Source organism: Streptomyces sp. M41(2017), assembly GCF_002078175.1.
GTDB lineage: Bacteria > Actinomycetota > Actinomycetes > Streptomycetales > Streptomycetaceae > Streptomyces.
In genome coordinates, this window is the sequence record NZ_MWFK01000001.1 from 4553213 (window position 1) to 4577594 (window position 24382).

The following is a 24382-nucleotide window of genomic DNA, read 5'->3' on the forward strand; positions in this document are numbered from 1 at the left end:
CCCGGCACACCGACGGCGCGGCGCCCCGCGCCAGACGCCGCCCGCCGCCCGCGGCGCCCGGCACGGGACGAACCGGCGCCACGGCCGCCCAGGCCACCCGGCGTCGGCCCCGCCGGTCAGCCGACCGTCAGGACGAGCTTCCCGCGTACACCACCCCGCTCGCCCGCCCGGTGCGCCTCGGCGACCTCGGCGAGCGGGAACGTCTGTGCGACGGGGAGGGTGAAGCGTCCGGACTCGATCAGTTCCCCGATGTCACCGAGCGCGTGGAGCGCGCGGCCGCCGTCCCCGCTGCTGAACTCCACCCCGTGCTGCCGCGCTCCGGCGAAGTCGGCGACCGTGAGGACGTGCCCGGCCCCACCGGCGAGACCGATCAGCTCGGGGAGCACCCCGCTCCCGGCGACGTCGAGCGCCAGGTCCACCCCGTCGGGCGCGAGCGCACGGACCCGCTCGACGAGGCCGGCACCGTAGACGACGGGCTCGGCGCCCAGCGAGCGGACATGGTCCTGGTTCCCGGGACCGGCGGTGCCGATCACCCGCGCACCGCGTTCCACGGCGAGCTGGACGGCGGCGCCGCCGACGCTCCCGGAGGCGCCGTTGACGAGGAGCAGCAGGCCGCCCCCGACCCCGAGCCGGTCGAGCGCCCGGGTGGCGGTCTCCACCGCGGCGGGCAGCGCGGCGGCGCCGGGGAAGTCGAGCGAGGCCGGGATCGGCGCGTACGCGGACAGCACCGTCAGCTCGGCCTGGGCCGCGCCGTCCGGGGAGAAGCCGTACACGCGGTCGCCGACGGTCACATCCGTGACGCCCTCGCCGAGGTCGTCGACGACGCCGGCCGCCTCGTGGCCCAGGGTCTGCGGAAGCTCCTCGTCCATCAGCCCCGCGCGCTTCTTCCAGTCGCTCGGGTTGACCCCGGCGGCACGCACCGCGATCCGCACCTGACCGGGACCCGGAACCGGATCCGGAAGATCGACGATCTCCAGCACCTCGGGCCCTCCGAACCGGCCGAACCACACTGCTTTCACGACTGCCTCCGCTCTCGCCCCCGCACACCGGCCGCGCGCCCGACGGTGCGCGCGCCTCCGCACGGGCACCGTACGGAACGTACGACACCCGTGCGGGCACCTCACCGGGCGCGTCGAACCCCGTAGGCGGCCGGACCGTGTTCCTTCACGTGGTTTCGGGCATGCGGCAGCAACACGGCGACGCATCAGGGGTGTTGAAGGTGTCAGCGGTGTCGGGAGTGCCGGGGAGTCGAGGGGGCCGAGGGGGCCGAGGCCGGAACGCCCGGCCCGGTCAGACGGCGGGCGTCCGCGGTCCAGGGGATGCCGGTGTGGTCCGGAGGGCTTGTGGCACGACGGCTTCGGAACGGCCGGCGGGGCGGACCGTGCGGTCTGGGCGAGCAGCGTGAGGGCGGCACGCGAGGACGAGCCCGAAGCGCCGCGGCGACGATGGCGTGGGGCCCCGAACCGTCACCGAGCGTCTGCTGCGTGACGGTCGGCGCACCGACCAGCGGATGCCGCATCGCGTAGGCAGCGACGCTGCCCGCCCTGACCCGGTGGTCCGCCCAGCCGGGCGCGCCGCGTCCGCAGGAAGTCCCCGAGGTGCGATGTTCCGTTCATGGCTCGGGTGTCGGCGCCCCGGCGCCACCTGGCCTGCCCCGGCCAGGGATAGGCAACGGCGGTCCGCTACGTCGCCGATTCGCCCCATTCCGTGATCAACCGCCGCAAGATAGGCTCGTGGAAATGCCGGGAACGCGGAGCCGTCGGCGATCGCACCCCACGGAGAGGCCGGTCATGAACATCCCCTTCTTGGAAAAATGGCGCAGGCGCCATCCGGCGCAGCAGGACCGGGCGCTCGCCGCCGCTTTCGAGGACGACCCGGACGGTGTCGCCGAACTCCTCTCGGAGTGCGAGCTGCTCCGCTCCCAGGCCGCGGCCGCAGGACTCGAACTGGACGACACCCCGGCGTCGTTGGCGGCGCTGGATCAACTGCTGCCGCTGTGGCGCGACGACCCTGAGGCACTTCCCTGGCTGGGCAACGACGCCGGCCTCTATCTCGGCACGGTCGTCGTGCGTACGGTCCCCGGCGCGTCCTGGCACGTCTGGCCCGGTGGCAGTCCCGCCGTCCGGCTGCCGTCGGGCCGGGAGATCGCGGTCGTCGAGGCGGGGCTCGACTGGGCGGTCCAGGGTGTCCCCGAACTGTCCCAGACCTATGCCGAGGCCTCCGAGGGGTAGCGGGAGCCTTCCGGCCGGTCCCGGCGGCGGCCCGCCTCCCGTGGCCCGGACGTGCCGGTCGGAATGCCATCCGGGGGATCGTACGGAGTGTCGTGATGAGGTCGTAATGCAGCCTCAAATACGGTTAATTGCTCTGCGTGCGTGTCGCCCCTTAAGTCCGGTTTCGCGTCGATAGTTTGCTGACCGACCCAGCCGAGAGTGGACAGGACCGGAATGGCCGTCGATCCCTTGATCGAGCTGCACGACGTCAACACGTACTTCGGGGAGCCGCATGTTCCGCAGGACGTCGACCTCACCGTCGGCACACGGGAGGCGACCGCCGTCACCGGCCCGCCGGCACCCCCGAAAGGAGGGAAGCCCGCCCGCTGAGCGGCCCGTACCCCGAAGGGACCCCAACTGCCCTACGGCACACGGGATCCCTCGCCCGGGAACATCGCTCGGCGAGCGGACACGCCGGACACGCCGGACCCGCGGGCACGTCCGCGACACCGGGACCACCCTGCCCCACAACCCCCGCGCCCCGCACGGCGTGGGCCGTCGGATCCGCACCGGGAAGCCGACCGCGTCGAACCTCGACTACGATGTGGCGTTCATCCCCGCGGTGACGGCGACCCGGCCGCTCCGCACCGGGATGTGCGCGCCGCTCACCCGGGCCGACCGGTGGGAGCGGAGCAGTCCCGAGACCGAGGCCGTGGACGTGGCACCGGCCGAACCAGGGACGCTGCTGCCGGGTGGGGTACCCCCCACCGCCCCGCCACCGTAGGGGAGCAGCAGCTCACAGGGCCAGGCCCGGCCGGCGGCAGCCGGAGATCACTGTTCGCGCAGGGGCACCGTCACATACGACGGGTCGTGCTCCGGCGAGGAGAAGGTCAGCTGCGCGCCGGACGGGTTGTGCTCGATGTAGAGCGGGTCCACCGTGTCGACGACCAGGGCCAGCCGATGCCCTGCCGGGACGTCGTAGGCCGTGGAGAACAACTCCAGGTCCACACCGAACGGCTTGCCGGGCGTCCGCCCGTGGAAGGTGTACGGCGCGTTGCTGACCAGCTTGCCGAGGCCGAGCGGCCCCACGTCGTACAGATAGGCGACGAGGGTGCCGCTCTCCTTGGTCGCGGTGACCGTGGTGTGCACCCGCGCCGCACCCCGCACCCGCTGTCCGCTCGTGTACTTTCCCGACTGCCAGACCGCGGCCCAGGTGCGCGGGAGCAGCGGGATCGAGGCCATCGGCGGGGTCCGCGTCAACTGGTCGAGGATGCTGGACAGGAAGACCACGCCACCGTCGGCGCCGGAGTCGACGTTCGTACGGATCGTGGTGGTGCCGCCGAGGGCGATCTTCCGCGTGGTCGCGCCGACCGACTTCCAGTCCGGGTAGCCCTCGTAGCCGCCGGTGGAGCGGGACTTGAGCCGCACGGGCCGCTCCCGGTCGACTCCGTTGTCCTCGCCCTTGAGATAGTGGTCGAACCAGCGGCCGGTGTCGGACCACACGTCGTTGGGGAGCCCGAACAGGCCGGTCAGCTCGGCCGTGGCGTGGTCGCCGGGCCGGAACTCCAGGCGCTTGGGGCCGGTCAGCTCCTCGTAGAACCTGGCGTACTGGTTGGGTGAGAAGACCGTGTCACCCCAGGCGTTGGCGAGGAGGACGGCGGTGCCGTTCCTGTTGAGCCGGTCGACGTAGGTCGCGGGGGAGCGCTTCCTGCCCCAGTCGATGAGGTTCTGCTCCTTGGACAGGTTCGAGGAGAAGAAGTCCGAGAACACCTGCCGGAGTTCGGGTCCGGGGCGGCCCGTGAGACGGCCGGCGCCGTCCAGTACGGCGGCCGCCTGGGCGTGCTGGGTGCGGTTGGAATAGATCGAGTCGATCAGGTCGGCCCAGCCGCTGAGCGCGGCGACGGCCTTGACGCGCCGGTCGTGGGCGGCGGCGAGCAGACTGATGCCGGCCCCGTACGACACACCCGCCATACCGATCTTCCCCGGATCCGCCGGGGTGTTGGCGAGCGCCCAGTCGATCACCTTGGAGGCGTCGGCGGTGTCGGGCGGGCCCGCGACCTCGATCTGCCCGCCGGACTGCCAGAATCCGCGGACGTTGTAACCGACCACCACATAGCCGGAGTTCGCGAGCTTCCGGGCCTGCGCGAGGTACTCGACCTGCGGCAGGCCCCAGCTCGTCGGGAGCACGACGAGCGGGTAGGCGCGGGTGCCGTCGGCTCCCGCGGGCGTGACGACGTTGGCCTTGAGGGGCGTTCCGCCGTCGCCGGCGATGTCGACGAACCGTATACCGCCGCCCGCGCCCCCCGCGGCCTGGGCGGCGGGGGCCGATCCGAGGCCGGCGGCGGCGATCAGCGTCGCGGAGACGGCACCGACGGCGGACGTGCGCAGGGCGTTGCGACCGGGTCCCACAGGTCACTCCTCACTGGTCGGTGCAAAGTGACCCGACGGTAACCTCGGCGTCTTACCGGAAGTAACCCGTGAGTAAGTTACGTGCGAGTAACGATCGTTGAAGAGTTCATCTCCTCCCCGGCCCCCAACCGCGCCCGATACGGCGCCCCCCGGCCACCACCACGCACCCTCCGCCGCGCCTCCCCCTCGACGCCCCCCGGCTCAGGACTCCGCCCGATGCCTGGAGCCCGCCCCCGCGGCCGGCGCCGGCACCGGAGTCGGCAACGGCGCCTGGGCGGCCCGCGTCACGTCCGCGACGACCTCGACGACATCGGGACCGTACGCCTGCGAGTTCACGACCTTCAGCAACAGGACGAAGCTGCTGCCACCATGCTTACGGGCCAACCGCGCATGATTCCGCGCCAGATAACGCGTCGCCGCCTGGTTGGTGATCGCGCGCTGCCCGCAGAACAGGAACACCGGCCGCGCGTCCCGGCCCTGACCCGCCGTGAGCCGCCCCAGAAGCACATACTCCGCCCGACCCGACTCCAGACGGTAACGCTCACTCCCGATCTGGAACGCACCCCGGTCCGGACCCGGCTCGGAATCGACGTTCACCCGTATCCCGGGCAACAACGAATGCAGATGAGCCGCCATACGCCGATTCGACGACGGGCCCCCCACACAGAACTCCGTCCGCTCCCCGAAACCCTGCTGCGTGGCATCGTGCGCGATGACCTGGGCATGCGCCCCACAGTCCTTGATCAGCGCCGACAACTCCAGCAGCGCGAACACGTCATGACGCATCACCGTCAGCTCCGGCCCACCCGCCTCCCGATTCACCACCAGCAGCGACTCGGAATTGTCGGGCAGCCCGAAGAACGCCTGCTTGCGCCGCAGCCTGCGCTTCCACAGATAGGTACGAGCGAGCCAGCCGAGCGCGGCACTGATGCCGGCCGCCAGGACTCCGAGGACGATGTTCCGCACGTCGTCATTCATGGGCGCGCATGCTAGCGGGCCCACCGAAACACGTTCGAGGGGGTCCTGACGCGAGCATGGCATCGACGTTACGCTGCGCCCACAGCTGTTGACTGGAGGTACGGATGCGTCGCCCTGTTGCGCGGAATCTGGCGGTCCTGGCGGTTTCGGCCACGGTGATGACGGTCGGTGCCGCTGCACCCCCCGCGGCACCGGCCGCAACCACCACCGCGAGAACCACCGGCACCAAGACACCCGTCGCCGTCGGCTACGGCGGCGCCGTCGCCAGCGTCGACCAGGACGCCTCCGCCGCCGGCATCGAGGTCCTGAAGAACGGCGGCAACGCCGTCGACGCCGCCGTCGCCACCGCGGCCGCCCTCGGCGTCACCGAGCCCTACTCCTCCGGCATCGGCGGAGGCGGCTACTTCGTCTACTACGACGCCAAGTCCCGCACGGTGCACACCATCGACGGACGCGAGACGGCCCCCCTGACCGCCGACTCCGGACTGTTCCTGGAGAACGGCAAACCCCTCGCCTTCGCCGACGCCGTCACCAGCGGCCTCAGCGTGGGCACACCAGGCACCCCCGCGACCTGGCAGACGGCCCTGGACACCTGGGGCAGCAAACGCCTCCGCAACGTCCTGAAGCCCGCCGAGCGCCTCGCCCGCGACGGATTCACCGTCGACGACACCTTCCGCTCCCAGACCGAAGCCAACCAGGCCCGGTTCGCGAACTTCCCCGCCACCGCGCAACTGTTCCTGCCCGGCGGCTCCCTCCCCGTCGTCGGCTCCACGTTCAAGAACCCCGACCTCGCCCGCACCTACACCGAGTTGGGCGAGAAGGGAACGGACGCCGTCTACCACGGCCGCCTCGGCCGCGAGATCGTCGCCACCGCCGACAAACCGCCCGTCGACCCCGCCTCCGGCTACAACGCCCGCCCCGGCCGACTCACCACACGCGACCTCGCCGCCTACGAGGCGAAACGCCAGGCACCCACCCGGACCGCGTACCGCGGCCTGAACGTCTACTCCATCGCCCCGTCCTCCTCCGGCGGAAGCACCGTCGGCGAAGCCCTCAACATCCTGGAGAACACAGACCTCTCCCGGGCGAGCGAGGCACGCTACCTGCACCGCTTCATCGAGGCGAGCCGCATCGCGTTCGCCGACCGCGGCCGCTGGGTCGGCGACCCGGCCTTCGAGGACGTCCCCACCAGGGGCCTGCTGGCACAGAAGTACGCCGACTCCCGCGGCTGCCTCATCAAGGACGACGCCGTCCTCACCAGCCCCCTCGCACCCGGCGACCCCCACCACCCCACCGCCTGCACCGCCGGCGGAAAAGCCGCCCCGACGACGTACGAGGGCGAGAACACCACCCACCTGACGGTCGCCGACAAGTGGGGCAACGTCGTCTCCTACACCCTCACCATCGAGCAGACCGGCGGCAGCGGCATCACCGTCCCCGGACGCGGATTCCTCCTCAACAACGAACTCACCGACTTCTCCTTCGCCCCCGCGAGCCCCGCCGTCCACGACCCCAACCTGCCCGGCCCCGGCAAACGCCCCCGCTCGTCGATCTCCCCGACCATCGTCCTCGACCGCCACAACCGCCCCGTCGTGGCCCTCGGCTCACCCGGCGGCGCCACCATCATCACCACCGTCCTGCAGACACTCACCGAGTTCGTCGACCGGGGCCTCCCCCTCGTCGACGCGATCGCCGCACCCCGCGCCAGCCAGCGCAACGCCGCCCAGACCGAACTCGAACCCGCCCTCTACGACAGCCCGCTGAGGGCACGGCTCGAAGCCATCGGCCACTCCTTCAAGTCCAACCCGGAGATCGGCGCGGCCACCGGCGTCCAACGCCTCCCGAACGGCGCATGGCTGGCCGCGGCGGAGAAGGTACGCCGAGGCGGCGGCTCGGCGATGGTGGTACGACCGGCACCGTAGACACCCACCCGCGACACGACACACGTCGCGACGTGACGCGACGTCGTGCGACGTGACGATCCGGGCGAGGACCCACCTCGCCCGGATCACCCGCGCCAGGCCCGGACCCGCCCGAAGAAACCGGAGCCCGCCCCCGGCAACAACCTGAGCCCGCCCCCGGCGACAACCGGGCCCCAACGGCGCCCGACGGACCGTCACAACGCCCCGACACCGCCGAACCAGCTCCCACCCCCACCGTCCCGCCGACAGCGAGCCACCCATCACCGCCCCGACCTGACCGACCCCCAACACGCGGACGGGGCAGGGGAGTAGGGTCGCCCCACATTCGGCGCGCCGAAGCGGAGCACACCGAAGTGATCCATCGTTGAGGGCACTGCGCCCGCGCCGAAAACTCCCTGTAGCCGATCCGTAACACGGCTGGTGTTTTCTACCGGACCGGAGCACTCCAGTCGGGCGGGAGTTGGGTGATGACCGTAGAACAACTCCCAGGACAAGTCCGGGAGTTCGCACGCTACCTCAACGAGCTGATGAACCGGCTCGACCAAAGCGCCGGCTGGTGCGGAGTCTTCTGGCAACGCGACCCCGACGGCATGCGCGCCTGCCTCGACGGCTCGGAAGTACCCCCCTGGGACGTCGTGGAAGCACTCCTCCAAGACCTCCTCGCCGGATACGGAGACCGCGCCGCAACCCAGGAGACCCACCGCGCCCGCACCCTCCACCAGGCCTCACTCACCGCCCACGACGCCCGACCCGGCGGCAGAAACGCCCTCGGCGACCGCCTCGACGTCATGCTCCGCGAACAACGCTACGCCGCCGAACGCCAGACCGAACTGGCCCGCCTCCTCCACACCGCCACCACCCCCGAGGAAGCCGACACCATCCGCCTCGACCTCGCATGGGCCCACGACGACCACGAACGCGCCACCGCCCGCTGCACCGAACTCCGCCACCGCATCGACCGCCTCGACCGCCGCGCCCCCCACACACACCCACGGACCGCACCCGGCGGCACCTGGACCCCGCACCCGGACAACCGGCCCCACCCCGCCGAACAGGACACCCACCCGCGCGACCCCGCACCCGGCGCCCCCAGCCCGTACGCCGACCCCTACGCCCCCGGAGCCCCCACCACCCCGGCCCCCGCACACGACCCCCACGCATGGGTCCCCGCACAAGGCGGCCCGAGGAACACACCCGCCGACCCCACACACCACGACCAGCAACGCCACACACCCGAAGACCACCACGACGGCACCCGGACACCCGACAACCACCCCCAACCACCCACCGCCCACACCGCGTTCGACCCCGCCGCAACCGACCACCCCGCCCCGCCCGCCACCAAACGCCCCAAACGCCGAACCCGGGGCAGCGCACGCTTCGCCGGCATGACCGAAGCCGACAACGACCCCACCCCCGTACCCGACACGACACCCACCCTCCCCAACCCCACCGCACCCGGCCGCCGCACACCACGCGGCGCCCGCTTCGCCGGAGCCGCCGAAGAACCCGCCCCCCACCCCACCCCCGCCACCACCCCACCCGACGACGACGCACGCCACCACACCACCCACACCGTCACCACCCTCACCCGGCTCCGCGCCGAAGGCCGCAGCGGCGAAGCACACGCCCTCCTCGTCGAAGCCGCCCACTGGCCCGCCGCACGCTTCCCCCACCTCGCCGCCGAACTCCACCACCACGGACTCGACGCCGACTGGGCCACCCTCCTGTGGGAAGCCGCCTCCCTGCCCGCCGACCGGCTCGTCGCCGCCGCCGACGCCCTCACCGCCGCAGGCCGCACCACCGACGGACAACAAATGCTCCGCCAAGGCGCCGCCCGCCCCGCCCCCGAGATCGGCGCCGCCGTCCTCGACCTCGCCGACCAGGGCCGCCACCGCGAACTCCGCGCCCTCCTCAGCGCCTACGTCCGCGTCCGCACCCCGGAAGAAGCCGCCCGCAGCGCCCAGCCCGACCCGCAACGCCTCGTCCCGCTCCTCCTCGAAGCCGCGCGCACCGTCTCCGACCAACGCCACTGGGACCTCGTCCACGCCCTGCGCGTCGCCGGCCTCACCACCTGAGGGCCCGCCGCCGAGACGACCGCACCACGCTCACACCCACTCCACCTGCCAGGTCCGGCAGCCACACGCGCCGACCACGTCCGCCGACCGCGTCCGTCGACCACAGCCGCCGGCCACCCGCCCGTCCGCCGATCGGGCTCCATCGCCCGGGCCACCGGCCACGTCCTTCACCCGTGGGAGTGGGAAACGTGATCGACTCAGCGGGGTAACGACGACGGTCTTGGCAAGGCTGTCCGGGGGGCTTACCTTCGAGCCTCTACCGCCTTTGTCTACGGGCGTAGAAGCTCTCTGACGTCCCGTCGAAGGAGAAGCTCATGGCCAACGTCGTACGCGCCGCCCTCGTCCAGGCCACCTGGACCGGCGACACCGCATCCATGATCGCCAAGCACGAGGAACACGCCCGCGAGGCCGCCCGGCAAGGCGCCAAAGTCATCGGATTCCAAGAAGTCTTCAACGCCCCCTACTTCTGCCAGGTCCAGGAACCCGAGCACTACGACTGGGCCGAACCCGTCCCCGACGGCCCCACCGTCACCCGCATGCGCGAACTCGCACGCGAAACCGGCATGGTCATCATCGTCCCCGTGTTCGAAGTCGAACAGACCGGCTTCTACTACAACACCGCGGCCGTGATCAACGCCGACGGCACCTACCTCGGCAAATACCGCAAGCACCACATCCCCCAGGTCAAAGGCTTCTGGGAGAAGTACTACTTCAAGCCCGGAAACCTCGGCTGGCCCGTCTTCGACACCGCCGTCGGCAAAATCGGCGTCTACATCTGCTACGACCGCCACTTCCCCGAAGGCTGGCGCCAACTCGGCCTCAACGGCGCCCAACTCGTCTACAACCCCTCCGCCACCTCCCGCGGCCTCTCCGCCCACCTCTGGCAACTCGAACAACCCGCCGCAGCCGTCGCCAACGAATACTTCATCGCCGCCATCAACCGCGTCGGCCAAGAGGAATACGGCGACAACGACTTCTACGGCACCTCCTACTTCGTCGACCCCCGCGGCCAGTTCGTCGGAGACCCCGCCAGCGACAAAACAGAAGAACTCGTCGTCCGCGACCTCGACTTCGACCTCATCGAAGAAGTCCGCCAGCAATGGGCCTTCTACCGCGACCGCCGCCCCGACGCCTACGAGGGGCTGGTGCAGCCGTGACCGACCTCCACACCCGCCACCAAGCCGTCCTCCCCGACTGGCTCACCCTCTACTACGAAGACCCCATCGAGATCACCCACGGCGAAGGCCGCCACGTCTGGGACACCGACGGCAACAAATACCTCGACTTCTTCGGCGGCATCCTCACCACCATGACCGCCCACGCACTCCCCGAAGTCACCAAAGCCGTCAGCGAACAAGCCGGCCGCATCATCCACACCTCGACCCTCTACCTCAACCGCCAGATGGTCGACCTCGCCGAACGCATCGCCCAACTCTCCGGCATCCCCGACGCCCGCGTCTTCTTCACCACCTCCGGCACCGAAGCCAACGACACGGCCCTCCTGCTCGCCACCACCTACCGGCAGAGCAACCAGATCCTCGCCATGCGCAACAGCTACCACGGCCGCTCGTTCAGCTCCGTCGGCATCACCGGCAACAAAGGCTGGTCACCCACCAGCCTCTCCCCCCTCCAGACCCAGTACGTCCACGGCGGCGTCCGCACCCGCGGCCCCTACGCCCACCTCGACGACGACGCCTTCATCACCGCCTGCGTCGACGACCTCAAAGACCTCCTCGGCCACACCCGCACCCCCGCCGCCCTCATCGCCGAACCCGTCCAAGGCGTCGGAGGCTTCACCGCACCACCCGACGGCCTCTACGCCGCCTTCCGCGACGTCCTCCACCAACACGGCATCCTCTGGATCGCCGACGAAGTACAAACCGGCTGGGGACGCACCGGCGAACACTTCTGGGGCTGGCAGGCCCACGCCGCCTCCGGACCACCCGACATCCTCACCTTCGCCAAAGGCATCGGGAACGGCATGTCCATCGGCGGCGTCGTCGCCCGCGCCGACATCATGAACACCCTCGACTCCAACTCCATCTCCACCTTCGGCGGCTCACCCATCACCATGGCCGCCGGACTCGCCAACCTCACCTACCTCCTCGAACACGACCTCCAAGGCAACGCCCGACGCGTCGGCGGCCTCCTCATCGAACGCCTCCGCGCCATCACCGCCCAACTCGACGGCGTACGCGAAGTCCGCGGCCGCGGCCTCATGATCGGCATCGAACTCGTCAAGCCCGGCACCGACGAAGCCGACCCCCAAGCCGCCGCAGCCGTCCTCGAAACAGCCCGCCGAGAAGGCCTCCTCATCGGCAAGGGCGGCGGCCACAACACCAGCGTCCTCCGCATCGCACCACCCCTCACCCTCACCGTCGCCGAAGCCGAAGAAGGCGCCGCCATCCTCGAACGCGCCCTCAGCACGGCTCGCTGACACCCGCCCACACACGCCGAACCACACCGCCGACACCCGCGGCCCCCCGGCACGCACCACCCCGCCGCCCCGTCGAACCGGGCCTCGGAGTCGGCGAACCGTTCACCGGCGACGGCGACGGCGACGGCGGCGGGCACCGACGGCGGGCACCGACGACGCCGGCTGCGGCAAATCGATCGAGCTGCCAGAGGGACGAAGACGCCGCGGGAGAAGACGGAGGGCCGCCGGAGGAGACGGAAGGGGCCGCCGGAGATCGCCGACGACGGACAACCCGAACTCGCCGCCCCCGACCTCGACATGAACCGCCGCCCCTCCGCAACCACCGGCAAATCGCCCCCGACCGCCACCCGACACCGACGGCCGCCTCACAGCCCCCCGACCACCCACCCCACACCCATCACCACTCCCACGCACACACAACCGGAAGGAGAGGGAGCATGAGCCGAACCGTCATCCGTGGCGGACTCGTCATCACCGCATCCGACGAGATCCACGCCGACGTCCTGATCGAGGACGGCCGCATCGCCGCCCTCGCCGCGACCGGCACCCCCACGGCAGAGACCTGGACCGCCGACCGCACCATCGACGCCACCGGCAAATACGTCATCCCCGGCGGCGTCGACGCACACACCCACATGGAACTCCCCTTCGGCGGCACCTTCGCCTCCGACACCTTCGAAACCGGCACCCGCGCCGCCGCCTGGGGAGGCACCACCACCATCATCGACTTCGCCGTCCAGAGCGTCGGCCACACCCTCCGCGAAGGACTCGACACCTGGAACGCCAAAGCCGACGGCAACTGCGCCATCGACTACGGCTTCCACATGATCGTCTCCGACGTCAACCAGGACACCCTCAAGGAAATGGACCTGCTCGTCGAAGAAGGAGTCACCTCCTTCAAGCAGTTCATGGCCTACCCCGGCGTCTTCTACAGCGACGACGGCCAGATCCTCCGCGCCATGCAACGCTCCGCCGAGAACGGCGGGCTCATCATGATGCACGCCGAGAACGGCATCGCCATCGACGTCCTCGTCGAACAGGCCCTCGCCCGCGGCGAAACAGACCCCCGCTACCACGGCGAAGTACGCAAAGCCCTCCTCGAAGCCGAAGCCACCCACCGCGCCATCAAACTCGCCCAGGTCGCCGGCGCACCCCTCTACGTCGTCCACGTCTCCGCCACCGAAGCCCTCGCCGAAATCGCCCACGCCCGCGACGAAGGCCTCAACGTCTTCGGCGAAACCTGCCCCCAATACCTCTTCCTGTCGACCGACAACCTCGCCGAACCCGACTTCGAAGGCTCCAAATACGTCTGCAGCACCCCCCTCCGCCCCAAGGAACACCAAGCCGCCCTCTGGCGCGGCCTGCGCACCAACGACCTCCAGGTCGTCTCCACCGACCACTGCCCCTTCTGCTTCACCGGCCAGAAAGAACTCGGCCGCGGCGACTTCTCCAAGATCCCCAACGGCCTCCCCGGTGTCGAGAACCGCATGGACCTCCTCCACCAGGCCGTCGTCGACGGACACATCACCCGCCGCCGCTGGATCGAGATCGCCTGCGCCACCCCCGCCCGCATGTTCGGCCTCTACCCGAAGAAGGGCACCATCGCCCCCGGCGCCGACGCCGACATCGTCATCTACGACCCGCACGCCGAACAGACCATGTCCGTCGAGACCCACCACATGAACGTCGACTACTCCGCCTACGAGGGCAAACGCGTCACCGGCCAGGTCGAGACCGTCCTCTCCCGCGGCGAACCCGTCATCACCGAGCGGGAGTTCACCGGACGCGCCGGCCACGGCGTCTACACCCCCCGCTCCACCTGTCAGTACCTTCTCTGAGACCAGGAGCGGCGCCATGGACTTCGGACTCGTCCTGCAGACAGACCCCCCGGCCTCCCGCGTCATCGAACTGATGCAACGCGCCGAGGCCAACGGCTTCACCCACGGCTGGACCTTCGACTCGGCCGTCCTGTGGCAGGAACCCTTCGTCATCTACAGCCAGATCCTCGCCAACACCCGGACCCTGACCGTCGGCCCCATGGTCACCAACCCCGGCACCCGCACCTGGGAAGTCACCGCCTCCACCTTCGCCACCCTCAACGACATGTACGGCAACCGCACCGTCTGCGGCATCGGCCGCGGCGACTCCGCCATGCGCGTCGCCGGCCGCAAACCCAACACCCTCGCCCGCATCAGCGACGCCATGAAGGTCATCCGCGCCCTCGCCCGCGGCGACGAAGCCGACCTCGGCGGCACCGTCATCAAGTTCCCCTGGGTCAGGCCCGGCGCCGAACTGCCCGTCTGGATGGCCGCCTACGGCCCCAAGGCCCTCAAAATGACCGGCGAGGAAGCAGACGGCTTCATCCTCCAGCTCGCCGACCTCTACCTCACCGAATACATGGTCAAGACCGTCAAGGACGCCGCCGCCGACGCCGGACGCGACCCCGCCGACGTGAAGATCTGCGTCGCCGCCCCCGCCTACATCACCGAGGACGACTCACCCGAGGCACTCGCCCACGCCCGCGACCAATGCCGCTGGTTCGGCGGCATGGTCGGCAACCACGTCGCCGACCTCGTCACCAAGTACGGCGAACACTCCGCCGCCGTCCCCGACGAACTCACCGACTACATCAAGGCCCGCGAAGGCTACGACTACGCCCACCACGGCCGCGCCGACAACCCCGACACCGCGTTCGTCCCCGACGAGATCATCGACCGCTTCTGCCTGATCGGCCCCGCGGAACGGCACATCGAGAAGCTGAACGCACTGCGCGCACTCGGCGTCGACCAGTTCGCGGTGTACGACATGCACGACGCGCAGGAAGCCACCATCGACGCCTACGGCAAGAAGGTCATTCCGGGCGTCAACGGGCAGTAATGGAAATCTGTCATCTGTCATCCGTTATCTGACATCTGTCAGTCGTCATCCGTCGACGGTCCGACCTGATGGCAGGGTCCTTGAGGCCCGCCCCCCGTTCGCCCCTTCCCGCCGTCCCGGGAAGGGGAACAGGGCGCTCTCTCCGCGCACCCCCCCCCGCAGGATGTCCCCGCACGGCCTCTCCTGTCACTCCTCACTGATTGGCCTGCCCATGACAGAGACCGTTCCTCCGGACAGTCCGTCCGGCTCCGGACACGTCACGCTTCCCGACGGCCGCGTGGAGATCGCACCCGACGCTCCCGCGCCGAGCGGACCCTATGCGAACGAGGACCTGCTCCCGGTCCCCGTCGAGAAGCGGACCTGGACCACCTACAATTTTTCCGCCCTCTGGGTCGGCATGGCCCACAACACCGCTTCCTGGACCCTGGCTTCGGGGCTGATAGCCGTCGGCATGGACTGGAAGCAGGCCGTCTTCACGATCGCGCTCGCCAACCTGATCGTGCTGGTCCCGATGCTTCTGACCGGGCACGCGGGGCCGAAGTACGGTATCCCGTTCCCGGTCTTCGCCCGCGCCTCCTTCGGGGTTCGCGGGGCGAATCTTCCCGCGGTCGTCCGGGCGCTGGTGGCGTGCGGCTGGTTCGGCATCCAGACCTGGATCGGCGGTGAGGCGATCTACTTCCTCGCCGGCAAGCTCTTCGGCGAAGGGTGGCGCAACGCCTCCCAGGTGGGCGGGCACGCCTGGACGATGTGGCTGTCCTTCGCCCTCTTCTGGGTGCTGCAGCTCGCCATCATCTACCGGGGCATGGAGACCATCCGCCGCTTCGAGAACTGGGCCGCGCCCTTCGTCCTCGTCGGTGCCGGGGTGATGCTCTGGTGGATGAGCAGCAAGGCCGGCGGGTTCGGGCCGTTGCTCGACCAGCCGTCCAAGCTGGGCTGGGGCGGGGACTTCTGGAAGCTGTTCTGGCCGTCGCTGATGGGCATGATCGGGTTCTGGTCGACGCTGTCGCTGAACATCCCGGACTTCACCCGGTACGGGAAGAGCCAGCGGGCGCAGACCTGGGGTCAGGCCCTCGGTCTGCCGACCACGATGACCTTGTTCGCGTTCCTGTCGGTCATGGTGACGTCGGGTTCGCAGGCGGTGTACGGGGAGGCGGTCTGGGATCCGGTGCAGCTGGCCGCGAAGACGGACAACGTGGTGGGGCTGTTGTTCGCGCTGGTCACCGTGCTGGTGGCGACGCTGTCGGTGAACATCGCGGCGAACCTGGTCTCTCCGGCGTTCGACTTCTCCAACGTCGCGCCGCGGAGGATCAGTTTCCGGATGGGCGCTCTCGCCACGTGCGTGCTCGGGGTGCTGATCTTCCCGTGGAAGCTGTACGCGGACCCGCAGGGTTACATCTTCACGTGGCTGGGGCTGGTGGGGGGTCTGCTGGGGACGGTCGCGGGCATCCTCATCGCGGACTACTGGATCCTGCGCCGGACCAGGCTGGATCTCGCGGACCTGTACCGCGCGGGTGGCCGTTACTGGTACGACGGCGGGTGGAACTGGCGTGCCGTGGTGGCGTTCCTGACCGGCGGTGTTCTCGCGGTGGGCGGGGCCGACTTCCATCCGCTGGTCGACGGCCGTCCCATCGGGGCGCTGAAGTCGCTGGCCGACTACGGCTGGGCGGTCGGGCTCGGTACGTCGATGGTGCTGTATCTGGCGCTGATGCTGCTGCGGGGGAAGGGCCGGGCGGCGGCCGTCTGAGTGGGGCGGACCGGGAGGGCGGTCAGACTTTCTGGCCGCCCTTCAGTGTGTTCACCGCGTCCTTGGCCGCCTTGATGGCGCCCTTGTTGATCTCGTCGGTGCCGGGTGCCTTCTTCGTCTCGAAGTCGCTGCCGTTGTAGGTGATGACGACCAGGGCGTTGGACACCTGGGCGATCACGACGCCTTCGCGGGTCTGCTGCTTGTCCTCGGTGGTGAGGTTGACGACGGAGTAGGCGGAGTCGCCGAGGCCGGGGACGGCTCCGCCGCCGCTCTTGTCGGAGACGCGGTCCTTGTAGGCCTTCGCCGCGGCGGCGTCGGAGGACTTGATCTCGTACGAGACGTCGAGCCAGCGGTAGTCGAAGCCCTTCAGGGCGTTCCACGAGCAGGTGCGGCGCAGGGACTTGTCGGTCGACGCGATCTCCTGGCCGGCGGTCTTGGCTCCGGGGACGAGGGTCTTGACCGAGGCGACGGGGATGCCGGCGCAGGGGGCGGGGGAGGCGGTGTACGTCTTCGTGGCGGTGGACGCGGTCGAGGGTGCCGATGCCGTGTCGGTGGGGTCGTCCTGCGTCGGGTTGTGCTCGGCGGTGGGGGTCGCGGCGAAGGGGTCCGCGGCCAGGGCCCAGCCCGCGGCGGCGAGCACGGCGACGGGCAGCAGACGCGCGGTGAGCGCGAGCGGCAGAGGCAGAGAACGCAAGGCGCACTTCTCGTGGGGGACGGTGCGGAGGTCGTGGTCCGCACGGCGGACGGGACGCCAGTGTCACACGAGTCCCTGTGGTGGGGAAGTGCCAACTCGCTCCGTGCCCGGGTGGTGACAGGGGCCGTCGTGCGTGGGCCGGTTGGGGGACGCAGTGGGACAGTCTGCCCTTTTCGGGGCCTTGGGTGGGTGGGGTGCGGGATCGTGTCGCGGGTGGGTGGCGGGTGGGCGGCGGGTGTGGCTCCGTGTCCCTCAACTGGGCTGTTCCGTAAGGGAGTCGGGTCGTGGCGGCCTTGTGGTGGGTCGGAGTGGGGCCGTCCGGAGGGGGCGCGTGCCATGATCGGCTGATGATCGTGATACGTCCGAGGGGCGGGTGGGTGCGGCAGGTCGTCGCGGCCTGTGTGGTGATGACGGTCACGAGCGGGTGCGGGCTGTCCGCCGAGCTGGACCGTGAGCGTGACCCGGCGCGTACGGCGGTTCCGGGCGCGGTCGGGACGGACGGGTCGGGGGCGCTGCGGATCGAGCCGCCCGGGCTCCCGTCGTCCGTGCCGTCGCCGTCGGCGTCGCCTTCTGCGTCGCGGGTGGTGCCCGGGCAGCAGGGCGGTGGGTGTCCCGCGTCGGGGCTGCGGTTCGGGACGGGTCCGGTGGACGCGGCGATGGGGCTGCGGGGCATGACGCTCACCCTCACGAACTGCGGGAAAAGGCCGTACAGGGTCGACGGGTACCCGGATGTCGTGGCGGTCCTCGGACCCGAGGGCGCGCGGGTCAGCGGTGTGCGTGCGGTGGCGGGGACGGACCAGGTGCCGATGGCACCTCCGGATCCGGGGCCGAAGGCGTTCGTGCTGCGGCCGGGTGAGCGTGCCCGTGCGGGTCTGTACTGGCGGATGGCGGCCGAGGAGGGCTCGTATCTGCGGGTGGCTCCGCGCACGGGGCAGGCGGTCGTCACGCTGCCGTTGCCGGACCCGCTGGACATCGGTCCGCGGAACACGCTGGGCGCGACGGCGTGGGTGCCGGCGGGCTGATCGTGCTCCTGCCGCCCGCTCTGCTGTCCGGGTGCGGGCAAGTGTCATAGTCGGAGCCGAGGTTGATCGCTCCGTACAGCGAGGTGGCAGGCATGTTCACGACCCGACCGACGCTCCAGGGCACCTTCGGCATGGTGTCCTCCACGCACTGGCTCGCCTCGCAGTCCGCGATGGCGGTCCTGGAGGACGGTGGCAACGCGTTCGACGCCGCGGTCGCGGCCGGTTTCGTCCTGCATGTGGTGGAGCCCCATCTGAACGGTCCGGCGGGTGAGGTCCCGATCGTCCTGGCTCCGGCGGGCGGTCCGGTGCGGGTGCTGTGCGGGCAGGGTGTGGCGCCCGCCGGGGCGTCGGTCGCCCACTACCGGGGGCTGGGCCTGGATCTCGTGCCGGGGACGGGCCCGCTCGCCGCAGCGGTGCCGGGTGCGTTCGACGCGTGGATGGTGCTGCTGCGCGACCACGGCACCAGGACGCTCGCGGACGTCCTGAAGTACGCCATCGGGTACGCCGAGGACGGTCACGTTCCCGTGGAGCGGGTCGGCGAGACGGTGGAGACCGTGCGCGAGCTGTTCGAGACGGAGTGGACGTCGTCGGCGGAGGTGTATCTGCCGGGTGGCCGGGCGCCGCGTCCGGGCGGGCTGTTCCGCAATCCGGCGCTGGCGGGGACGTGGCGGCGGCTGCTGGCCGAGGTCGCCGGTGCCGGTGGCCGGGAGGCGGAGATCGAGGCGGCGCGGGAGGTGTGGCGCTCCGGGTTCGTCGCGCGGGCGTTGGTCCGGCAGGCGCAGCGGCCCACCGTGGACACCAGCGGTGAGCGGCACGTGGGTACGTTGACGGCCGCCGATCTGGCCGGGTGGTCGGCGACGTACGAGGAGCCGGTGACGTACGACTGGCGGGGCTGGACGCTGTGCAAGGCGGGTCCGTGGAGTCAGGGGCCCGTCCTGTTGCAGCAGTTGGCGCTGCTCCCGGCGGAGCTGCCGGCGTACGGTTCGGCGGCGTACGTGCATCTGCTGGTGGAGGGCTGCAAGCTGGCGATGGCCGACCGGGAGGCCTGGTACGGGGACGCGGCGGGGGTGCCGTTGGACGATCTGCTGTCGGAGTCGTACAACGCGGCGCGGCGGGCGCTGGTCGGTGAGAAGGCGTCGTTCGAGCTGCGGCCGGGCGGGCCGGGTGGCCGGGAGCCGGTGATGAGCGGGCACGCGCGCGTGGTGGCCTCGGGGGAGGGCGGTTTCGACGCGCTGGGTGTGCCGGGCGCGGGGGAGCCGACCGTGGCGCGGGCGGCGGCCGAGCCCGAGGTGGCGCCGGACGGGGGCACCCGGGGGGACACCTGTCATCTGGATGTCGTGGACCGGTGGGGCAACATGGTCGCGGCGACGCCGAGCGGTGGCTGGCTGCAGTCCAATCCGGTGGTTCCGGAGCTGGGGTTCCCGCTCGGTACGCGGCTCCAGATGGCGTGGCTGGAGGAGGGTCTGCCGAACGCGCTGACTCCGGGGCGGCGGCCGCGTACGACGTTGACGCCGTCGCTGGCGTTGCGTGACGGGGTGCCGGTGATGGCGTTCGGTACGCCGGGCGGTGACCAGCAGGATCAGTGGCAGACGCATTTCTTCCTGTCGGTGGCGTTGCGTCCGCGGGTGCGGGGCGGGCTGGATCTGCAGGGGGCGATCGATGCCCCGAACTGGCACAACGACAGTTTCCCGGGCTCTTTCTATCCGCGGGGTATGCGTCCGGGCAGTCTGACGGTGGAGTCGCGCATGGAGGAGGCGGTGGTGGAGGAGCTGCGTCGGCGGGGCCATGACGTGACGGTCGCCGGGGCGTGGACGGAGGGGAGGCTGTGCGCGGTGGCCCGGGATCCGGAGACGGGTGTGCTGTCGGCGGCGGCCAACGCGCGCGGGATGCAGGGGTACGCGGTCGGCCGGTGATCGTCCGGCACCGGGAGTTCATGGTGATTCCACCCCGAGTACCCGGGAGGGGTGGGGATTGTCAGTGGCGCGTGCTGTGATGGAGCCATGATCGAAGACATCGAAACCATCGACGAGTTTCTCGCGCACCGCACGTCCGACGTGGAAGAAGTGATCCGGCGGGCGGCGGCCGCCGAGATCATGCCCCGGTTCCGGCAGCTCGCCGCGCACGAGATCGACCAGAAGTCCGGCCCGCACGACCTGGTGACGGACGCGGACCGCAAGGCCGAGGAGTTCCTGACCGAGGCGTTGACCGCGCTGCTGCCCGGCTCGGTGGTGGTCGGCGAGGAGGCGGTGCACGCCGACCCCGCCAGCTACGGGGCGATCGGGGGCTCGGCGCCGGTGTGGATCGTGGACCCGGTCGACGGCACCCGGCAGTTCGTGCACGGCGACTCCGGTTTCTGCACCCTGGTGGCGCTCGTCCTGGACGGTGTGGTGCACGCGTCGTGGACGTTCGCGCCGGCGCGGGAGGAGTTCGCCGTCGCGATCCGGGGGAGGGGCGCCGTTCTGGACGGTGTGCCCCTGCGTTCGGGTTCGCCCGAGCCGGGCCGTGACCTCGACATAGCGATGTCGCACCCGGACTACACGACGGACGACCAGAAGCGTGCTCTGCTCGGGCTGCGTTCCGAGGGGGTCGTCGCGCGCCCGTGCGGTTCGGCGGGCCTGGAGTATCTGGCGGTCGCCCGCGGCGAGTTGGACGCGACCGCCTTCTCGTGGGAGGCGGCCTGGGACCACGCGGCGGGGCTGCTGCTGGTGGAGGAGGCGGGTGGCGCGCACCGGACGCTCGGCGGCGAGCCGTTCCGCGTGACCGGGGGGAACGCGCTGCCGTTCACGGCCGCCCGGGACGAGGCCACGGCGCGTCGGGTGGTGGCCTTGCTGGAGCCGCGGTCCGAGCAGGTGGCCGCCGGGGCCTGAGCGGTCGGCGGGGTGCCGGGTCCGTCGTGCGGAGGTGCCGGGTCCGGTTCCGTCCCGGGGGGTGGCGTGCGGCCTGCCGGGCCTGTACGGGGGTGCTCCCGGTGACCCGGGCCGTCCGGTGCGTCGGTCCACCGGCATATCCTGAACCTCAGTGGCCGTCGGCTGACGAAGGAGTCCGAAGGTGCCGTCGATGCTCGATGCGGTCGTGGTGGGTGCGGGGCCGAACGGACTGACGGCTGCCGTGGAGCTGGCCCGCCGGGGGTTCTCCGTGGCCGTGTTCGAGGCGCGGGGCACGGTGGGCGGGGGAGCGCGTACCGAGGAGCTGACGCTGCCCGGGTTCCTGCACGACCCGTGTTCGGCGGCGCATCCGCTGGGGGTCAACTCGCCGGCGTTCCGCGCGATGCCGCTGGAGCGGTACGGCTTGGAGTGGCTGCACGCGGAGCTGCCCATGGCGCACCCGTTCCTGGACGGGTCGGCGGCGGTGCTGGCGCGGTCGGTGGCGGAGACGGCCGCGTCGTTCGGATCTCGTGACGCGGGCGCGTATCGCAGGCTCGTGACGCCGTTCCTGTCGAAGTGGGACACCCTGGCGCACGACTTCATGTCACTGCCGCTGACGTCGCTGCCCCGGGACCCGGTGACGCTCGCCCGGTTCGGGCTGGCCGGGCTGCCGCCGTCGACGTGGCTGATGCGCCGTTTCCGCGACGAGCGGGCCCGGGCACTGTTCGCGGGGCTGGTGGCGCATGTGATCGCCCCGCTCGGGGGGATCGGCACGGGCGCGGTGGGGCTGGTCTTCGCGCTGGCCGCGCACGCCCGGGGCTGGCCGGTGGCCCGCGGCGGTTCGCAGTCGGTGTCGGACGCGCTCACCGCCTATCTGCTGGATCTCGGCGGCACCGTCCACACGGACTACGAGGTGAAGCGGCTGGACGATCTGCCGCCCGCGCGCGCGTACGTCTTCGACACCTCGCCGACGGCGCTGGCCCGTATCGCCGGGTTCGGGCGCTACTACGAGGGTTACCGGTACGGGGCGGGTGTCTTCAAGGTGGACTATGCGCTGGACGGGCCGGTGCCGTGGACCGCGCGGGAGGCCCGGTCGGCCGGCACGGTGCAGGTGGGGGCGAGCAGGGCGGAGATCGGTACGGCGTTGCGGGCGGCCTCGCGCGAGGGCCGGGCTCCGGACGCGCCGTTCCTGATCACCGTGCAGCCGAGTGTGGTGGACCCCTCCCGGGCTCCGGAGGGCAAGCAGGTGTTCTGGGCGTACGGTCATGTTCCGAACGGCTGGACCGGTGACCTCACGGACGCGATCGAGCGGCAGTTGGAGCGGTTCGCGCCGGGTTTCCGTGACCGGGTCCTGGCCCGTGCGACGGCCGGACCGCCCGAGCTCGCGGCGCGTGACGCCAACTACGTGGGCGGTGACATCGCGTGCGGTGCCGCCTCCGGGCTCCAGTTGCTGCTGCGGCCCAGGTTGTCCGCGTTCCCGTACCGCACTCCGCATCCGGCCGTGTTCCTGTGTTCCTCGGCCACACCGCCGGGTCCGGGGGTGCACGGCATGTCGGGGCACAACGCGGCGAAGGCCGTGTGGAGGAGGCTGAGGCAGGGATGACCACGATCACGCTGGTGAAGGGTGACATCACCCGGCAGAGTGCCGACGCCGTGGTCAACGCGGCGAACTCCTCGCTGCTGGGCGGCGGGGGTGTCGACGGGGCGATCCACCGGCGGGGCGGCCCCGCGATCCTCGCCGACTGCCGCAGGCTCCGCGCCGGCCACTACGGCAAGGGTCTCGCCACCGGCCGGGCGGTCGCCACCACGGCGGGCGAACTCGACGCCCGCTGGGTGATCCACACCGTCGGCCCGCGCTACGCCCGGGACGAGGACCGCTCGGAGCTGCTGGCGTCCTGCTACCGGGAGTCGCTGCGGGTCGCCGACGAACTGGGCGCCCGCACGGTCGCCTTCCCCGCCGTCTCCGCGGGGATCTACGGCTGGCCGATGGACGACGCGGCCCGGATCGCGGTGGAGACGGTGCGCGCCACGAGGACCGATGTCGAGGAGGTCCGTTTCGTGCTGTTCGACGAGTCCGCTTATGGCGCGTTCGAGGCGCGGATCTGAACCAGTGGGTCCGCGGGCCCCGGGGGGCGGACGGCGGGAAGGGCCGTCGGGCCCTGGTCACAGGGGCAGTTCGAGGACCAGCGGGCGGTGGTCGGAGACCTCGGTCGGCGGCGTGGCCACGCCGGTGGCCGCGTCCGGCGCGATCCCGTTCGCGAGGACGTGGTCGAACTGGACGAGAGGGCGGTGCGCCGGATAGGTCGGCGTGCGGGCCAGGTCGTGCCAGGAGCGCGACAGCCCGGGAGAGGCGCCCGGTGTCCGCCGGGGTTCCGTGCGGCCTGTGCGCGCGGGGGAGTTGAGGACGGCTCTCGGGAGGACGCCGGTCAGGTTGAGGTCGCCGAGCAGGAGCCGGGGGCCGGGGAGGTCGGCCGTCCAGGCGCGGACGTCGAGCAACTGGCGGACGTTCCAGCCCGGGACGAACGACAGATGCAGCGCCACCACGGTGAACGGGCCGCGGCCGCCCTCCAGTACGGCGGCCAGCGCGGCCCGCGGCTGGTCCCACGACATGGTGAGTCCGCGCCGCCCCGGTGTCCGCAGGGGCATGGGCACCGGTGCCGGTGCCAGCCGGCGCGCTCTCCAGTGCCGTACGGGCAGCCGGGACAGCAGGGCGATGCCGTGCGAGGGAACGCCGTCGTCCAGCCCTGCCCCGGCGCCGGTCCGGCCGGGGCCGTACACGCGGAGCGCCCGCTCGTCCGGTTCGGGTGTCCGTCCGCCCGCCGGTGCCGCACCGGCGGTGAACGCGGACGCGTAGCGCCAGTACGGCGCTTCGGCGCCCTCGGCGGCGGCCCGCGCCTGGTCCACCCGGCCCGATCGCTCCTGGAGGCGGTCCAGTTCCTGAAGGGCCAGCACGTCGGCGTCCAGGGAGGCGACGGCCCGCACCAGCGGTGCCTCGGGCCCGTATCCGGACGGGAGGGCGACGGGCCTTCCCTCGCGCATCGGCCGGCCGTGCAGCACGTTGAACGTCGCGAACCGCACCCGGCCGGCACGCGCCCGGCCGCGGGGATCCGCCTCGGAGGCTGTCATGGGCGCGACCGTATCGGGCGG

18 protein-coding genes and 2 pseudogenes are annotated in these 24382 nt (G+C 71.3%); 15 read left to right on the forward strand and 5 right to left on the reverse strand.

All coding sequences use genetic code 11. The features are described 5' to 3' along the window. Positions 1 to 116: 116 nt before the first annotated feature. Positions 117 to 1019, reverse strand: coding sequence for an NADP-dependent oxidoreductase (locus B0675_RS19850; protein WP_081220159.1), 903 nt, complete (start codon positions 1017 to 1019; stop codon positions 117 to 119). A gap of 771 nt (positions 1020 to 1790) precedes the next feature. On the opposite strand from B0675_RS19850, the gene B0675_RS19855 reads away from it, so the two are divergent. The 3 genes and pseudogenes from B0675_RS19855 to B0675_RS42010 all read left to right on the forward strand — a co-directional run. Further along, positions 1791 to 2231, forward strand: a complete 441-nt coding sequence (locus B0675_RS19855) for a DUF6278 family protein (protein ID WP_081220160.1) — start codon at positions 1791 to 1793, stop codon at positions 2229 to 2231. A 213-nt stretch (positions 2232 to 2444) separates the two neighbouring features. Next, a pseudogene (locus B0675_RS40610) lies at positions 2445 to 2534 on the forward strand (amino acid ABC transporter ATP-binding protein); the annotation flags it as partial. A gap of 247 nt (positions 2535 to 2781) precedes the next feature. Then, positions 2782 to 2994: pseudogene (locus B0675_RS42010) on the forward strand (amino acid ABC transporter permease); the annotation flags it as partial. A gap of 47 nt (positions 2995 to 3041) precedes the next feature. On the opposite strand, the gene B0675_RS19865 reads toward B0675_RS42010, so the two are convergent. Beyond that, positions 3042 to 4619 carry an alpha/beta fold hydrolase gene (locus B0675_RS19865; RefSeq protein WP_081220162.1) on the reverse strand — a complete coding sequence of 526 codons (1578 nt, stop codon included), beginning with the start codon at positions 4617 to 4619 and terminating at the stop codon, positions 3042 to 3044. A gap of 201 nt (positions 4620 to 4820) precedes the next feature. Next, positions 4821 to 5597, reverse strand: a complete 777-nt coding sequence (locus B0675_RS19870; RefSeq protein ID WP_179165329.1) for a hypothetical protein — start codon at positions 5595 to 5597, stop codon at positions 4821 to 4823. A gap of 104 nt (positions 5598 to 5701) precedes the next feature. Here B0675_RS19870 and ggt point away from each other — a divergent pair, with 104 nt between their 5' ends. From ggt to B0675_RS19905, 7 genes are all read left to right on the forward strand, one after another. Further along, a complete protein-coding gene (gene ggt / locus B0675_RS19875) occupies positions 5702 to 7519 on the forward strand; it encodes a gamma-glutamyltransferase (protein WP_081220164.1) in 1818 nt (605 codons plus the stop codon). Between the two features lie 467 nt (positions 7520 to 7986). After that, positions 7987 to 9597: a hypothetical protein gene (locus B0675_RS19880; RefSeq protein WP_107482679.1), complete on the forward strand. Its 1611-nt coding sequence runs from the start codon at positions 7987 to 7989 to the stop codon at positions 9595 to 9597. A gap of 314 nt (positions 9598 to 9911) precedes the next feature. Continuing rightward, entirely contained in the window at positions 9912 to 10754 is an 843-nt protein-coding gene (locus B0675_RS19885; protein WP_081220165.1) for a nitrilase-related carbon-nitrogen hydrolase, read from the forward strand. Continuing rightward, positions 10751 to 12034, forward strand: a complete 1284-nt coding sequence (locus tag B0675_RS19890) for an aspartate aminotransferase family protein (protein ID WP_081220166.1) — start codon at positions 10751 to 10753, stop codon at positions 12032 to 12034. Before B0675_RS19885 ends, B0675_RS19890 begins: the two co-directional genes overlap by 4 nt. 437 nt (positions 12035 to 12471) lie before the next feature. Further along, positions 12472 to 13872 (forward strand): dihydropyrimidinase, encoded by a 1401-nt coding sequence (hydA, locus tag B0675_RS19895; RefSeq protein ID WP_081220167.1) that lies wholly within the window; start codon positions 12472 to 12474, stop codon positions 13870 to 13872. A 16-nt stretch (positions 13873 to 13888) separates the two neighbouring features. Beyond that, positions 13889 to 14911: a TIGR03842 family LLM class F420-dependent oxidoreductase gene (locus B0675_RS19900; RefSeq protein ID WP_081220168.1), complete on the forward strand. Its 1023-nt coding sequence runs from the start codon at positions 13889 to 13891 to the stop codon at positions 14909 to 14911. 211 nt (positions 14912 to 15122) lie between these two features. Then, complete coding sequence (locus B0675_RS19905) at positions 15123 to 16655, forward strand: NCS1 family nucleobase:cation symporter-1 (protein ID WP_081220169.1); 1533 nt, start codon at positions 15123 to 15125, stop codon at positions 16653 to 16655. Between the two features lie 22 nt (positions 16656 to 16677). Here B0675_RS19905 and B0675_RS19910 read toward each other — a convergent pair whose 3' ends face one another. Beyond that, on the reverse strand, positions 16678 to 17349 hold the full coding sequence (locus B0675_RS19910; RefSeq protein ID WP_081220170.1) for a hypothetical protein: 672 nt from the start codon (positions 17347 to 17349) through the stop codon (positions 16678 to 16680). 347 nt (positions 17350 to 17696) lie between these two features. Between B0675_RS19910 and B0675_RS19915 the strand changes: the two genes are divergently transcribed. The 5 genes from B0675_RS19915 to B0675_RS19935 all read left to right on the forward strand — a co-directional run bounded on the left by B0675_RS19915 (position 17697) and on the right by B0675_RS19935 (position 23341). Further along, positions 17697 to 18371, forward strand: a complete 675-nt coding sequence (locus B0675_RS19915; protein WP_081220171.1) for a DUF4232 domain-containing protein — start codon at positions 17697 to 17699, stop codon at positions 18369 to 18371. A 92-nt stretch (positions 18372 to 18463) separates the two neighbouring features. Further along, positions 18464 to 20284, forward strand: coding sequence for a gamma-glutamyltransferase (locus B0675_RS19920; protein ID WP_081220172.1), 1821 nt, complete (start codon positions 18464 to 18466; stop codon positions 20282 to 20284). 87 nt (positions 20285 to 20371) lie between these two features. Continuing rightward, positions 20372 to 21238, forward strand: a complete 867-nt coding sequence (locus B0675_RS19925; RefSeq protein ID WP_081220173.1) for an inositol monophosphatase family protein — start codon at positions 20372 to 20374, stop codon at positions 21236 to 21238. A gap of 190 nt (positions 21239 to 21428) precedes the next feature. Next, on the forward strand, positions 21429 to 22838 hold the full coding sequence (locus B0675_RS19930) for an NAD(P)/FAD-dependent oxidoreductase (protein WP_081221890.1): 1410 nt from the start codon (positions 21429 to 21431) through the stop codon (positions 22836 to 22838). Further along, the gene (locus tag B0675_RS19935) at positions 22835 to 23341 is read left to right on the forward strand and encodes an O-acetyl-ADP-ribose deacetylase (protein ID WP_081220174.1); all 507 of its coding nucleotides are present in this window, start codon (positions 22835 to 22837) and stop codon (positions 23339 to 23341) included. The genes B0675_RS19930 and B0675_RS19935 overlap by 4 nt, the downstream gene beginning before the upstream one ends. Positions 23342 to 23398: 57 nt before the next feature. Here the strand turns inward: B0675_RS19935 and B0675_RS19940 are convergent, their stop codons facing one another. Further along, positions 23399 to 24361 (reverse strand): endonuclease/exonuclease/phosphatase family protein, encoded by a 963-nt coding sequence (locus B0675_RS19940; RefSeq protein ID WP_107482680.1) that lies wholly within the window; start codon positions 24359 to 24361, stop codon positions 23399 to 23401. Positions 24362 to 24382: the final 21 nt, after the last annotated feature.

Coding starts and splice junctions, on each gene's coding strand:
- B0675_RS19880 (WP_107482679.1), top strand. CDS start 7,987: ATGACCGTAGAACAACTCCCAGGACAAGTCCGGGAGTTCGCACGCTAC.
- B0675_RS19920 (WP_081220172.1), top strand. CDS start 18,464: ATGTTCACGACCCGACCGACGCTCCAGGGCACCTTCGGCATGGTGTCC.
- B0675_RS19905 (WP_081220169.1), top strand. CDS start 15,123: ATGACAGAGACCGTTCCTCCGGACAGTCCGTCCGGCTCCGGACACGTC.
- hydA (WP_081220167.1), top strand. CDS start 12,472: ATGAGCCGAACCGTCATCCGTGGCGGACTCGTCATCACCGCATCCGAC.
- B0675_RS19940 (WP_107482680.1), bottom strand. CDS start 24,361: ATGACAGCCTCCGAGGCGGATCCCCGCGGCCGGGCGCGTGCCGGCCGG.
- B0675_RS19855 (WP_081220160.1), top strand. CDS start 1,791: ATGAACATCCCCTTCTTGGAAAAATGGCGCAGGCGCCATCCGGCGCAG.
- B0675_RS19870 (WP_179165329.1), bottom strand. CDS start 5,597: ATGAATGACGACGTGCGGAACATCGTCCTCGGAGTCCTGGCGGCCGGC.
- B0675_RS19935 (WP_081220174.1), top strand. CDS start 22,835: ATGACCACGATCACGCTGGTGAAGGGTGACATCACCCGGCAGAGTGCC.
- B0675_RS19915 (WP_081220171.1), top strand. CDS start 17,697: ATGATCGTGATACGTCCGAGGGGCGGGTGGGTGCGGCAGGTCGTCGCG.
- ggt (WP_081220164.1), top strand. CDS start 5,702: ATGCGTCGCCCTGTTGCGCGGAATCTGGCGGTCCTGGCGGTTTCGGCC.
- B0675_RS19885 (WP_081220165.1), top strand. CDS start 9,912: ATGGCCAACGTCGTACGCGCCGCCCTCGTCCAGGCCACCTGGACCGGC.
- B0675_RS19925 (WP_081220173.1), top strand. CDS start 20,372: ATGATCGAAGACATCGAAACCATCGACGAGTTTCTCGCGCACCGCACG.
- B0675_RS19900 (WP_081220168.1), top strand. CDS start 13,889: ATGGACTTCGGACTCGTCCTGCAGACAGACCCCCCGGCCTCCCGCGTC.
- B0675_RS19930 (WP_081221890.1), top strand. CDS start 21,429: ATGCTCGATGCGGTCGTGGTGGGTGCGGGGCCGAACGGACTGACGGCT.